11 protein-coding genes are annotated in these 13,056 nt (G+C 70.3%); 4 read left to right on the forward strand and 7 right to left on the reverse strand.

Annotated elements, in window-relative coordinates:
* The first annotated feature begins 147 nt into the window (after positions 1-147).
* The 3 genes from CTZ28_RS42085 (at position 148) to CTZ28_RS42095 (ending at position 2,662) form a co-directional block, all read left to right on the forward strand.
* Positions 148-2,043 (forward strand): ATP-binding cassette domain-containing protein, encoded by a 1,896-nt coding sequence (locus CTZ28_RS42085; protein ID WP_183154859.1) that lies wholly within the window; start codon positions 148-150, stop codon positions 2,041-2,043.
* 179 nt (positions 2,044-2,222) lie between these two features.
* Positions 2,223-2,429, forward strand: coding sequence for a hypothetical protein (locus tag CTZ28_RS42090; RefSeq protein WP_121895045.1), 207 nt, complete (start codon positions 2,223-2,225; stop codon positions 2,427-2,429).
* The gene (locus tag CTZ28_RS42095) at positions 2,426-2,662 is read left to right on the forward strand and encodes a hypothetical protein (RefSeq protein ID WP_121895046.1); all 237 of its coding nucleotides are present in this window, start codon (positions 2,426-2,428) and stop codon (positions 2,660-2,662) included. Before CTZ28_RS42090 ends, CTZ28_RS42095 begins: the two co-directional genes overlap by 4 nt.
* Before the next feature lie 453 nt (positions 2,663-3,115).
* On the opposite strand, the gene CTZ28_RS42105 is transcribed toward CTZ28_RS42095, so the two are convergent.
* From CTZ28_RS42105 to CTZ28_RS42135, 7 genes are all read right to left on the reverse strand, one after another.
* On the reverse strand, positions 3,116-4,216 hold the full coding sequence (locus tag CTZ28_RS42105; RefSeq protein WP_121895047.1) for a glycoside hydrolase family 172 protein: 1,101 nt from the start codon (positions 4,214-4,216) through the stop codon (positions 3,116-3,118).
* A gap of 60 nt (positions 4,217-4,276) precedes the next feature.
* The gene (locus tag CTZ28_RS42110) at positions 4,277-5,041 is read right to left on the reverse strand and encodes a carbohydrate ABC transporter permease (RefSeq protein ID WP_259472070.1); all 765 of its coding nucleotides are present in this window, start codon (positions 5,039-5,041) and stop codon (positions 4,277-4,279) included.
* A 142-nt stretch (positions 5,042-5,183) separates the two neighbouring features.
* Complete coding sequence (locus CTZ28_RS42115; RefSeq protein WP_121895049.1) at positions 5,184-6,116, reverse strand: carbohydrate ABC transporter permease; 933 nt, start codon at positions 6,114-6,116, stop codon at positions 5,184-5,186.
* Between the two features lie 65 nt (positions 6,117-6,181).
* Positions 6,182-7,498 carry an ABC transporter substrate-binding protein gene (locus CTZ28_RS42120; RefSeq protein WP_121895050.1) on the reverse strand — a complete coding sequence of 439 codons (1,317 nt, stop codon included), beginning with the start codon at positions 7,496-7,498 and terminating at the stop codon, positions 6,182-6,184.
* A 143-nt stretch (positions 7,499-7,641) separates the two neighbouring features.
* On the reverse strand, positions 7,642-8,697 hold the full coding sequence (locus tag CTZ28_RS42125; RefSeq protein WP_121895051.1) for a LacI family DNA-binding transcriptional regulator: 1,056 nt from the start codon (positions 8,695-8,697) through the stop codon (positions 7,642-7,644).
* 282 nt (positions 8,698-8,979) lie between these two features.
* The gene (locus CTZ28_RS42130; RefSeq protein WP_121895052.1) at positions 8,980-9,723 is read right to left on the reverse strand and encodes an SDR family NAD(P)-dependent oxidoreductase; all 744 of its coding nucleotides are present in this window, start codon (positions 9,721-9,723) and stop codon (positions 8,980-8,982) included.
* Positions 9,724-9,920: 197 nt separating this feature from the next.
* A complete protein-coding gene (locus CTZ28_RS42135; protein WP_259472060.1) occupies positions 9,921-10,562 on the reverse strand; it encodes a TetR/AcrR family transcriptional regulator in 642 nt (213 codons plus the stop codon).
* 136 nt (positions 10,563-10,698) lie between these two features.
* Between CTZ28_RS42135 and CTZ28_RS42140 the strand changes: the two genes are divergently transcribed.
* Positions 10,699-13,053 carry an MMPL family transporter gene (locus tag CTZ28_RS42140; RefSeq protein WP_121895053.1) on the forward strand — a complete coding sequence of 785 codons (2,355 nt, stop codon included), beginning with the start codon at positions 10,699-10,701 and terminating at the stop codon, positions 13,051-13,053.
* Positions 13,054-13,056 lie beyond the last annotated feature (3 nt).

Consider the following 13,056-nt stretch of genomic DNA (forward strand, 5'->3'; position numbering starts at 1 on the left):
GCGGCCCCAGCACGGCGTCCACGCGTTCGTCCCCTTGCGTTCCAAGGCCACCGGCACGTCCGAAATCGAGCGCGTTCGATTCCGGCGGCGGGTCGTTATGCCGTGCACCGCCGAGCCATCCGGGTACGGCACCGCCTCCGAGGAGCGATGCAGGTGACTGTGACTGACGCCTCGACCGCACACGCGAAGACGCCACCCCCGCCGCCCCCGGCCACCATCACCTTCGAGGGAAAATTCGGCAAGAACCCGCTGGCGGACGCCGGTTTCGGGGCCATGTGCCGGCGCCTTCCCGCCGTGCTCGGGCACACGGCGCGGATGGCATGGGCCGTCGACAGGACCGGCGTCGTGCTGCTCCTCGTCTGCCAGGTGCTGACCGGCGTCGCCGCCGCCGTCGTCCTCGCCTTCACCGCGCAGGCGATGACCCACATCCTCGCCACCGGCACCGTGTCCGAACGTCTGCACGCCGCGCTGCCCGCCCTGATCGTCGTGACGGCGGCCGCGGCCGTCGGCCGCGTCAGCGGCGCCCTGTCCTCGTACGCCGACCGGCGGATCACCCCGCTGCTGACGACCGAGGCGGACATGGTCCTCGTCGCCGCCGTGTGCCGCGTGGAGTCGTCCGCGTACGGGGAGGACGGATTCGCCGACCGGCAGGAGGCCGCCGAGGTCGGGGTCACCCGGACCCGGATGATGGTGCAGGACGCCCAGCGGTTCATGTCCGCCCTGATCCGCATGGTCGCCGCGAGCGGGGTCATCACCGCGCTGCACCCGCTGCTGCTGCCCCTGCTCCTGCTGGCCGTGCTCCCGGCCGGCACCGGGGCCGTGCTGTCCGCACGGGTCGACTACGAGACCCACTACCTCAACGTGGGTGACCGCAACGTGCGCTCCATGATGCGCTGGTGGGCCACCTACTCCCGCTACGGCGACGAGGTCCGCGCCAACGGCATGACCGGCTACCTCATCTACTGGTACCGCGCCCTGTCCGACCGGATCGACCGGCGCACCGTGACCGCCGCCCCGCGGATGCTCCGCATCGCCCTGGCGACCAGCGCCCTGGGCGGGATCTTCCTGCTGTGCACGTGGGCCACCCTCGCCTGGCTGGCGACCACCGGCCGGATCGCCCTGCCCGTCGCGGCCACCGCCGTCGTCGCCGTCCAGACCACACTGGCCGCGCTCTCCCAGTGCGTCATCCACGGCGCCGCGATGTTCCACACCTCGCTCTACCTGGCCGACATGCGGTCCTTCCTGGACATGGCCGGTGAACGCGCCCCGAAGCGCGGCGAGTCGGCCGTCCCGGAACGCGTGGCCGAGATCCGCCTCGACGACGTCGTGTACCAGTACCCCGGCAAGGAGGAACCGGCCGTCGCGGGGGTCTCGCTCACGCTCCGCCGCGGCGAGATCCTGGCCGTCGTCGGCGAGAACGGCTCGGGCAAGTCGACCCTGGCCAAACTGATCACCGGCATCCTGCTCGCCGACAAGGGCCGCGTCCTGTGGGACGGCATCGACCTGGCCGAGGCCGATCCCGACGCCCTGTGGAAGCGCACCGCGCTGGTCCCCCAGGGGTTCGCCTGCTGGCCCCTGCGCGCCCGGGAGAACATCACCCTGGGCCAGCCGAGGACGTACGACGACGGGCCGGTGTGGGACGTCGTCGACGCCGTCGGCATGCGCGAGGCGATCGAGAAGCTGCCCCGGCAGCTCGACACCCTCCTCGCCAAGGAACTGTGGGGCGGCGCCGAACTGTCCGGAGGGCAGTGGCAGCGGCTCGTGTGCGGCCGCGCGCTCTACCGGCGGACCCCGCTCCTGATCCTGGACGAGCCGACCTCGCAGATGGACGCCCGCGGTGAGCACGCCATCTTCCTGGAGATCAAGCGGATCGCCGCCGAGCGCATGACGGTCGTCGTCACCCACCAGCTCGAGAACACCCGGCTCGCCGACCGCATCCTCGTCATGGACAAGGGCCGGATCGTCGAACAGGGCACGTACGAGGAACTGACACACGCCGGGGGCCTGTTCGCGGAACTCGTCGCCCTGGCTCAGGACAGGTGACTTCCGAACGATACGCAGATATCCGGTAGCCCGTAGGGACAAGTCCGGTTCTGCTACCGGCCCGTAGAAACTTCACACTGTCAGTCGATCACACCTGTACCGTGGGTAACGCCTGGTCGCGGCCCGGCTCGACGACGAGCGCACGGGCCGCGACCGCCCGACCATCCGGAGGTGCGGCGATGGCCGTCTGTATCCGTTCCGAGGCACGGCACGACGAGAGCACCGGCAGGCGCGGCCTGTGCTCCTGGTGCAGACGCCTCGCCGACGACATCCAGCTGATCCAGGCCGTGGAGGCGGGCTCCGGCCCGTGCGCGGGCGGAAGCCAGTTCGCCTGCCGTCCGTGCCGTGCGGCCCACCGGCTGGTCCCGCTCGCCGGCCGGCCATGACCCCGCTGCGCGAGCCGCCGCCCGTCGCCTCGCTGACCTACGCCCAGTACGCGGGGTGGGCCTGCTGCTGGTGCGGCACGAGCCTGCTCGACGTGACCGGTGCCGTGTCCGCCGGCATCGCGCGCGGCCAGGCCGGCGCCCACGTCCTCGACATCGAGGTGTACGCCTGCCCCGGCTGCGCACCCTCGGATCCCGGCCGCCCGGAACACCACTGCCAAGGAGACCCGAAGTGAAGATCTGCCGCCGCTGCGACCAGCCCATCGAGGGCCCGGCCGAAGAGTGGTCCCCGCTGCGCCCGACCGGCGCCAGCGCAAACGTGTACACCCATCCGGGCGGCCGGTGCCCCCTAGGCCCTGTCGTCAAATTCCCGCCTGCCCCGCGACGCCATGCACGCACTCTCGCCGCACCGGACACAGGCCCAAGTACGTCCAGTACGAGGACCCGCGCCCGGCACACCGAGAGCACGCACCTGACCCCGCAGGGCCCGCCCTCCGGGCGAACGACGGGAATTTGACGACAGGACCTGGCACCGCAGCGGACCGGGTCGCAGCTGCGCCGCCCGTAGCCCCGCCCGTCCGCGCGCTCCTCGGGGGCGGGCGGTACCGGGGGCCCGGCCGGACACCCGTCCGGCCGGGGCCCGCTCCCTGGGCGGGATGCCGTCCCACGGCCGGTACGGGCAGGCCGGTTCAGCGGGGCCGGCGCTCGGGAGCGGGCGGCAGCGGGGCGCGGGGGCCGCCCGGGGAGTCCTGGTACCAGTACGCGGTGGTGCTCAGATCGTCCTGGCGTTCGAACAGGCCGTGGTCCCATGCGCCGATCTGCTGCAGCGTCACCTTCAGCCGCTCCTCGAAGTAGACCGGGTCCGGCAGATGCCAGCGGTACAGGCCGTGCATGGGCGGCATGTGTGTCGCGAAGGGCGACGCCTTCGTGGTGTCGCGCGCCGAGTGGTAGGGGTAACCGGAGTACGGGGCGCTGAAGGTGAGCACCTCGGGTTCCGGGTCGTTGCGCAGTTCGTCCTGGAACGCCCACGCCCCGCCGGCGTAGTCCTCCAGGCCCGTGCTGCACAGCGTCGGCAGTTCCTCGTCGTCGTCCACGAAGAACTTGACCTCTCCCTCGCCCCACCAGTAGCGCTGCAGTGAGGCCAGCGCGATGTACGTGCCGACGTAGGTTCCGCGGCCCCGCACGCCGTCGAGCACGACATGGTCGGTGCCCAGCGGCGTGGACCCGTTCGAGCGGCGCCACTGTGCGTGGAAGTAGCCGGTGTCCGCGGCGATCTCGTCGCCCGTGGTGTAGTCGACCTGGTAGAAGACATGGGGCAGATCGGCGCCGTGCTGGCTCTCCAGGGTGAGCCGTGCGTGGGTGCGGAACGGCATGGGGAAGTACGCGTTCATGCCGCCCGTCGGGGCGACGACGATCGGGACGGACGTCACCAGGGCGCGGGTGGCGAACCCGTTGCAGAAGAAGTCGCCCAGCGGCACTTCGACGGCGGGCTCCTCGGACCCTTCCCAGTAGGCGCGCAGCACGAGGTCGCGCAGGACGAACGGCCCGCCGTCGGGTGTCCGGTCGGCGACGGTGATCCAGATGTGCCGGATGACGCCCGGCCCTTCGATCTCCGCGAGGGTGAGGGACTCACCGGCGGGCAGGGGCAGATAGGCCGCCCCCTTGCGGCCGGGGCCGAGCGCCGATGCCGCCCGTCCCGCGCCGCCGGCCGCGCCGGTGCGGTTCTCGGCGTTGATGGACCGGCTGCGCACGCCCCGGTTCGGGCTCAGGGCACTCCAGTGGGTGAACACGTATGCTCCTCGGACGGTGCGGGGGCGCGGCTGCGACGGCGAACGACCGGCTCCGCGCGCTCACTTGACGGCTCCTGCGGTGACACCCCGGCTGAGGGTCCGCTGGAACACCAGGTAGAAGACGAGCGTGGGCAGAAGGGACAGCAGCGATCCGGCGTTGAGGACGGTGATGTCGATCGAGTGCTGGCCGCGGAGTGTGGCCAGGGCGATCGGTACGGTCTGCGCCGCCGGGTCGTTGAGCAGGATGAGGGGGAGGTAGAACTCGTTCCACGTCCAGATGAAGAAGAACACGACGAGGACGGACAGCGTCGGCCGCAGGACGGGGAAGACGACCCGCCACAGGATCTGCCACCGGGACGCGCCGTCGATCACGGCCGCTTCGAGGAGTTCCTTGGGCAGGGTGGTCATGACACTGGCGAGCAGATAGGTGCCGAACGCGGCCTGCAGCACGGTGAAGACGATCACCACGGACCAGACGCTGTTGAGCAGTCCCGTCCTTTCCGCGCCGTAGAACAGCGGGTAGACGAGCGCCTCCTGCGGCACCATCGTGGCCAGCAGGAGCAGGGCGAGGATCGCGCCGTTGCACCGCACCCTGCCGATGCCGATGGCGTAGGCGCTGACGAGGGACAGCGCGGCGCCCAGGAAGGCGACGGCGCCCGCGATGAGCACGGAGTTGCCCAGGGCGCGGGGGAAGTCGACGAGCGACAGATAGCGGGAGAACGCGTCGGGTGTGAACGCGGTCGGCCAGGAGAGGGGGCCGTGCGTCGAGTAGTCCGCGCCGGTCTTGAAGGCGTTGAGGACCAGGAGCAGAAACGGCGCGAGCATGACGGCGGCGGTGACGACGGCCGCAAGGAGCACGAGCCAGCGCAGGGGGTGGCGGTTGCGCGGGCCCCGTTCGACGGGCCGGGCGGCGGGGCGGGGCGGGGCCGGCGCGACCGGGGGTGCCGGTGGGGTCTCGGCCTTCATGTCAGCCCTCCTGCCGCTCGGTACGGCGCTGCCACACGATGAGCAGGGCCGCGATGGCGAAGATGACCACGGACATGAAGGTCGCGATCGCGGCGCCGTAGCCGACGCGGGACAGTTCGAAGAAGTTGCGGTACGCGTAGTAGGACGGCACGACCGTCGAGTTCTCCGGGCCGCCGCCGGTGAGGATGAGGATGGGGGCGAACACCTTCAGCGCGCCCACCGTCGCGGTGAGGACCACGAAGAAGACCTCGGGGCGGATCTGGGGCACCGTGATCGCGCGGAACCGCCGCAGCCAGCCGGCTCCGTCCAGCTCCGCCGCCTCGTAGAGTTCCGGATCCACCCGCTGCAGCGCGGCCATGAAGACCACCACGGGATAGCCGATCTGGAGCCAGATCAGCATGAGCATCACCGAGTACAGCGCCAGCTGAGGATCGCCGAGCCAGTCGGGTCCGGATGTGATGCCGATCGAGCGGAGATAGGTGTTGATCGAGCCCTGGCGCGGGTCGAGGATCGTGCTCCAGATGAAGCCGGCGACCGCGATCGGCAGGATCTGCGGCAGGTAGTACGTCGCGCGCAGGAAGCTCGCGGCCCGGTTGCCGAAGGCCTTGCCGATGTAGTCGAAGAGCACGGCCGCGAGGACGACACCGATCAGGGTCGGGACCACGACGATGGCAATGATCATGAACAGTGAGTTCTTGAACGCGTGCCAGAAGTCCGCGTCGTGCATCAGGTCCAGGTAGTTGCCGAAGCCGTACCAGTGCTTCGGCGCCATGCCTCCCTTCCACTGGTAGAGGCTGAGAACGATGTTCGTCACGAACGGCGCGGCGACGACGACGGCGAAGCCGGCGGCAATGGGGATCAGATAGAGCCAGTACGAGCCGGATCTGCTGCGCCTCGTCCTGGGCAGACGCCGGTCAGGGACCAGTGCGGACATAGGGGTCTCTCTTCTGCGGGAAACACGCCGGGGTCGTGCTCTTCGCCTCCCGGCACATGCGGCGTCTACTGCGCGGTGGCGGTCTTCTTGCCGTCGTCGTAGAACTTCTGCAGCGCCGTCAGATACGCGTCCGCCGTCTCGCTCTTGTTGGACATGGCCTGCATATGGTTCTGCATGAAGTCGAGGAAGCCGGGCACCGGATAGTCGGGGTAGAACGACATGACGTTCCGCTTGACCAGGTCGTCGAACTGCTCCGTGTACTGGCGGGTCAGCGGGTCCTCGATGGCCGAGGCATCGCCGGCCAGCGGCAGGCCGCCCTGGTTGCCGATGGTGTTCTGGACCTCGGCGCTCAGCGTGATGTCGATCCAGTCGTACGCGAGGTCCTTGTCGTTGGACTTCGCCGGTACTCCCCACAGATGTCCTGAGGAGCCCATGACCTGTTCGGCGCCCGGCAGGGTGAAGTACCCCCAGTCGAAGCCCGCGTCCTTGCGGATACGGGAGAACTGGCTCTGGTTCCACATGAGCATGGCGGCGTCGCCGCCGAGGAAGTTGACGATGGCCTGCTCGTAGGAGAGGCCGCCGAGCTTGTCGCCGACGTACCCCTTGTCGATCCAGTCCTGGAACTTCTGTGTTCCTTCCTTCCAGGGGCCGGAGCGGACGTCGACGTCGCCCTTGAGGAACATGAAGTCGTCGATCTGCTGCCGGGACGCCGAGGCGGAGACCAGCGAGTACCACAGCCACAGCTGGTTGAAGCCCTGGCTGGTGTTGGCGGAGCTGGAGATCGGGATGTGGCCGGCGGCCTTCAGCTTGTCCATGTCGGCCTCGAGCTGGGCCAGGGTCGTCGGCGGCTTCGCGATGCCGGCGTCCGCGAACATCTTCTTGTTGTAGTAGAGGGTGACGTATTCACCGACGTTCGGGACGCCGTACCAGTCGCCGGACCCGGCCAGCCCGTTCTCGTCGTACTGGGCGAACGCGGCCATCGCGCCCGTCACCTTCTTGTCCCAGCCCCGTGCCTTCGCCTCGTCGGTCAGCGGCTGCAGCAGGCCCTGGCCGGCGAGCTGACCGCCGTCCGCGTTGCCCTTGTTGAACTCGATCACGTCGGGGACGTCGTTCCCGGACAGCGTGATCTTCGCGTTCTGACGCATCGCGTCGAAGCTCGTCGTCTGGAACTTCACCGTCACGTCCGGGTGCCGCTTCTTGAAGATCGCGACCGCCTTCTGCCAGCCCTGGGCCTGCGCCGAGGTCTGGTCCTCGTACTGCAGGATCGTGAACGTCCCGTCGGACTTCTCGCTCGTGCCGCCTGAGCAGGCGGCGACGGCCAGGGCGATCGTGGTGGCGAGACAGACGCTGAGGCCGCGCCGTGCCGTGGGTCGAACTCTCATGTCGAAGCTCCCTCTCGACTCGTCGTTGAACGGGGGTGCTGATGTCGGCCCGCCCTCGTGCGGGCAGGCTCGGCCCGCCTGAGGGGCCGGTGGGATGGTGGTGGGCGCGCCGTCGGGGGCCGGGCGGGGTCGGGCCGCGCGGCCTATCGGCGTGCCGTTAACGTCCCGGGCGGCCGGCCGCAGGGGGCCGTAACCGAGTCCCGGACGACCAAGGGGCAGGGGACGAGGTGGCCGGTCGGGCCGTCGCCCCCGTCTCCCCGCAGCCGGGCGATCGCCTGCTCCGCCGCGCGGACGCCCATCTGATAGTGCGGAAGCTGAACGGTCGTCAGACCCGGGTACAGGTTCTCGGCGAAGTTCTGCTGGTTGTCGAAGCCCACGACGGACAGGTCCTGCGGGATCCGGAGGCCGAGTTCGGCCGCCACCTGGTAGAAGCCGAGCGCGAGCCGGTCGGAGAAACAGAAGACCGCTGTGGGCCGGTCGCTGCGGCGCAGCAGCCTGCGGGCGGGTTCCCGCGCGGCGGACGCGTTCGGCTCGGACGCCGCCACGACGAGCGACTCGTCGAGGGCCAGTCCGGCCTCCGTCAGCGCCTTCTCGTAGCCCTCGCGGCGCAGCGACTCGGCGATCGCGAACGCGGGTGCGATGAGGTTGCAGAAGGCGATCCGCCGGTGGCCGGCGTCGATGAGGTGGCGGGTCGCCGCTCTCGCGCCGGCCCTCTCGTCGGGCACGACCCAGTCGGCGTTCCCTTCCCGCGGCCGGCCGCCGAGGATCACCTGGGGCACCGGGCGGGGAAGCAGCGGGAGGTCGACCTCACGGTGGTAGTCGACGGCCACGATCAGGCCCTCGACGCTGCGTTGCAGCAGGGACCGCACCGCCGGTCCCTCCATGTCCGGGTTGCCGGCCATGTCGACGAGGAGGAGGACGTATTCCTCCTGCCAGGCCGTGGACTGCGCGCCGGCCAGCATCTGCCCCGAGAAGGGGACACTCGCGACACCGTCGGACAGCAGGCCCAGTGTGCGGGTCTGCCGCGTCCGCAGTCCGCGCGCGGCGAGGTTGGGCAGATATCCGAGTTCTTCGGTCGCCTGCCGGATGCGCTCGGCGGTTTCGCCGCTGACGCGTCCTTCGTGCTGGTCGTTGAGCACGAGGGAGACGGCCGAGATGGAGACGCCGCAGCGAGTGGCGATGTCCCGCATCGTCACCATGTGCCACCTCCTGCCGTTCGGCCGATCGAGCGACCCCGACAGTAAGAACGTCAAACGTTTGACGCAAGGGTGGCGACAGGGTGAAGTCCGTGCCTTCCCGACGGGCAGGTCCGGTACGCGCGCGACGGCGGACCCCGTCCGGTCCGGCAGCCGGGCGGTACGGCCGCCCTCGGCACGCGCGGTGCCGAGACGGAGCCGCCGGTGTCGAGACGGAGCCGCCGGTACGGCCCGGCCGGTCCACGGTGCGACAGCGGCTCCGGGCCGGGTCCGCCGGCGGGGCCGCTACAGGGCCGTGTAGCCGCCGTCGACGACCACCGCCGAACCGGTCATGAGACGGGACTCGTCCGAGGCGAGGAAGACCGCCACATCCGCGACCTGCTCCGGTGTGCCCATGCCGAGCGGCTGGTACGTGCGCTGCGCCGCTTCGTCCTCGAAGAATCCCTCGTCGAAGAAGCCCTCGACCATGGGCGTGCGTACCGCGCCCGGACAGACGCAGTTCGCACGGATGTTGTCCTTCGCGAACTCGACCGCCACCGACTTGGTGATCATCAGCACCGCGCCTTTGGTGGCGGAGTAGGCGGAGATCTCCGGTTCGGCGACCAGGGAATTGACCGATCCCCAGTTGACGATCGAGCCTCCCCCGCTGCGCCGCATCGCCGGCACAGCGAACTTGCATCCGTAGAAGACACCCTTGAGGTTGACGTCGATCATGCCGTCGAGCATCTCCTCGGTCGTCTCCAGCAGCGGAGCCGCACGGAGGTAGCCCGCGCAGTTGAGCATCGCGTGCAGGGCACCGAAACGCTCTTCCGCCGCGGCCACCAGGGCCTCCACCTCCTCCGCGCGACTGACGTCGCAGCGTTTGACGACGATCTCCCCCGCGGCGGACGCGAGTTCGGCGAGTCCGGTCTCGTTGACATCCGCCGCCATCACACGAGCCCCCTCGGTAGCCAGCGCCAGCGCCGTGGCCCTTCCCTGCCCGGAACCCGCCCCGGTGACGATCGCGACCTTTCCGGAAAGCCGTCCCATGCCCTCTCCCTTTTTCGGGTGCCGGCGCGGCCGGTCACCGGGCCGAGCGCACACACCCGGAGGTGTGCCTCCCGGGCACGGCTGCACCGCGGTTGATCGTCGGCGAGGCTACGTCGCCGCGATCCCGCGTGAATGTGCCAAAGCGGGACATGGCCGTCGGCGGACGGGCCGGGCCTGTCGGCGGGCCGTGCTGTCGGTCAGTCGCGGGGGACGTTACTGATGGCCGTGCGGAGGTCGTGCTCCTCCGGGAGCAGGGGCGGCAGGGGGGTCGCGCTGGCGGGGTTGAGCGAGTCGAAGAGCAGGACGATGAAGCGTGCTCGGGTGGAGTGCGTGGTGCCGGGGAGCGCGAGGCCGGCGATGCCCATGACGAGGAAGCGCGGGATGTCGTCCGCGGTGAGGTCGGTGCGGATCTCGCCCTGCTCCTGTGCGCGGAGCAGCAGGGGGTGGAGGGAGGCGCTGAAGCGCTGCAACGCGTCCACGGCGACGTCGGCGAAGTTGCTGGCGAAGGTCACCAGTCCGCGCTCCTCGGTGATCAGGTCGAGCAGCCGGGTGGCGATGTTCAGGAGCGACCGGCGCGGATGGCGCAGCGCCTCCTCCTCGATGATCAGCGGGAGGAGGTCGGTCTCGAGGATGTCGTCGAGGACGGCCCGGACGAGCGCCTCCCGGTTGGGGAAGTGCCGGTAGAGGGTGGCGATCCCCACGCCCGCCTCGGCGGCTATCTGCTCCAACGAGCCGTCGCCGGCGCCGAGAACGGTGCGTCCGGCCGCGATGATGCGCTCCACGCTGGACCGGGCGTCGACCCGGCGGGACCGGTGTGTGCGGGGTGCGGCATTCGGCACTTCTGACTCCTCTCGCTGCTGAGCGCAGGCTACCCGCCCCGAAAACTGATAGCCTCCTATCGGTTTGATAGTACCCTCTCACTTCCGGCGTCCAGTCGCCCACCGGGCGGCGCCCGGAGTCAGTGAGGAGAGAGTCGTGTCTGTACTGCTGTACCGGCTGGGGCGGTTCGCCTACGCCAGGCCGTGGTACGTCGTCGCCGGCTGGCTGGCGGTGGTGTTCGCCGTGGTGGGCCTGCTCGCGGCCAACCCGGTGAAGCTGAGCAACGAGGTACGCATCGACGGCACCCCCGCACAGGAGGTCATCGACGACCTGGCGACGTCCCTGCCCGAGGCGTCCGGCGGACAGGGCATGCTGGTCTTCCGGGCCCAGAACGGGGCCCGGGTCGACGGCGGCGACAGCCGGGCCGCCCTGCTCGCCGCGGTGGACGCGGTCTACCGCCACGACCACGTCGTCGACGCGCGCACGGTGCTCGCCGGGGAACTGGCCAAGAACGAGAGCAGTCCCCTGCTGCAGGCGCAGGCCGCGGTGGCACAGGCCACCGGGCAGCCGGCCGGAGGCAGGGCGCCGGTCCCGCTTCAGGCGAACGGCAGCCCGGTGCCGGGGGTCGTCGTCTCGGCGGACGGGTCCACCGCCCTGATGCAGTTCCAGTTCGACGAGCAGACCTATGAGTTGCCCTCCGGGACGATCGACAGCACCGTCGAGGCGGCCGAGCGGCAGGCCGGGCGCGGCCATCTCGACGTCCTGCCGTCGGCGTCGATGATGGAGATGCCCGAGATCGTGGGCGTCGGCGAGATCGTCGGTGTCGTCGTGGCGGCCATCGTCCTGCTGGTCACCCTGGGCTCGGTCGTGGCGGCGGGCCTGCCCCTGCTGATCGCCCTGTTCGGTGTCACCGTGGGCGTGGGCGGCGCCTTCACCCTCAGCACCGTGTTCGAGATCCACTCGCTCACCGCCGTACTGGCGCTGATGCTGGGACTCGCCGTCGGTATCGACTACGCCCTGTTCATCGTCAACCGGCAGCGGCGGCTGATCCTGGACGACGGCCTGGACGCGCGTGAGGCGGCCGGCCGCGCCATCGGCACCGCGGGCAGCGCGGTCTTCTTCGCCGGCAGCACCGTCATCATCGCGCTGACGGGGCTCCTGGTGGTCGGTATCACCCTGCTCAGCACCATGGCCCTCGTCGCCGCGGCCACGATCGCCGTCGCCGTGCTGCTCGCCCTGACCCTGCTGCCCGCCCTGCTGGGCCTGGTCAAGGAGCGCATCTGCTCGGTCAAGGCCCGCCGCACGGCACAGCGGCACGCCTCCGCCGCCGCGCACACCCGGGCGACGCGCTGGGGATCACGTCTGGTCCGGCACAAGTCCGCCGCTCTCGCGGCCGCATCGCTGATCCCCCTGGTGCTGGCGCTGCCCGCCGCCGGCATGAAGCTCGGCCTGCCGTCCGGTGCCAGCTACAACCCGGACACCGCGCAGCGCCAGAGCTACGAGGCGGTCAACGACGCCTTCGGCCCCGGCTACAACGGGCCCTTGATGGTCGTGGTCCATGCCACCGACAGCGGAAAGCCGCTGACGCCCGCTGCCCTCGCCGCGACGGCCGCCGGCCTGAGGGACACCGAGGGCGCCGCATCGGTTGCGCTGGCCGGGATGAACAGCTCCGGCAGCACGGCCGTGCTCGGTCTTGTGCCGGCCGACGGACCGGACGACGACGGCACCAAAGCCCTCGTCACCTCCGTGCGGGACAAGGGCCAGGAGCTGAGCCGGAAGCACGGCGTCACCATCGGCGTCACCGGCTTCACCGCCCTGGCGATCGACGTGTCGGACCGGCTCGCCGACGTCCTGCCCCTCTACGTCGCCACGGTGCTCGGGCTCTCGCTGGTCGTCCTGCTCCTGGTCTTCCGCTCCGTCGTCGTCCCGGTGATGGCCACGCTCGGTTTCCTGCTCAGCATCGCCGCGACCTTCGGCATCACCACGGCCGTCTTCCAATGGGGCTGGCTCCAGGCCCTGTTCGGGCTGGACGCGACCGCGCCCGTGGTGTGCCTGCTGCCCATCATCGTCACGGGTGTGCTCTACGGACTGGCCATGGACTATCAGATGTTCCTGGTCACCTCGATGCGCGAGGCCCGGATGCACGGGGCCCGTCCGCTCGACGCGACCGTCTCCGGTTTCGCCCAGGCGAGTGCCGTGGTCGTCGCCGCGGCGACGATCATGGTGTCGGTCTTCGCCGGATTCATCTTCAACGCCCAGCCCATGATCAAGCAGGCCGGGTTCGCACTGGCGGTGGGCATCGTCATCGACGCGTTCGTCATCCGCATGACGTTCATCCCGGCGACCATGGCACTCGCCCGTGAAAAGGCCTGGTGGATTCCCGCGTGGCTGGACCGTCTGCTGCCCGACCTCGATGTCGAGGGCGACAAGCTCGCGCAGAAGATCCCGCTTCCCCTGTCCACCCCGGTCCAGCAGCCGGCCGCAGCGCAGAAGGCCGAGGTCGGCGGCTGAACC

The sequence above is a fragment of the Streptomyces shenzhenensis genome (assembly GCF_003688995.1).
Classification (GTDB): Bacteria; Actinomycetota; Actinomycetes; order Streptomycetales; family Streptomycetaceae; genus Streptomyces; species Streptomyces shenzhenensis_A.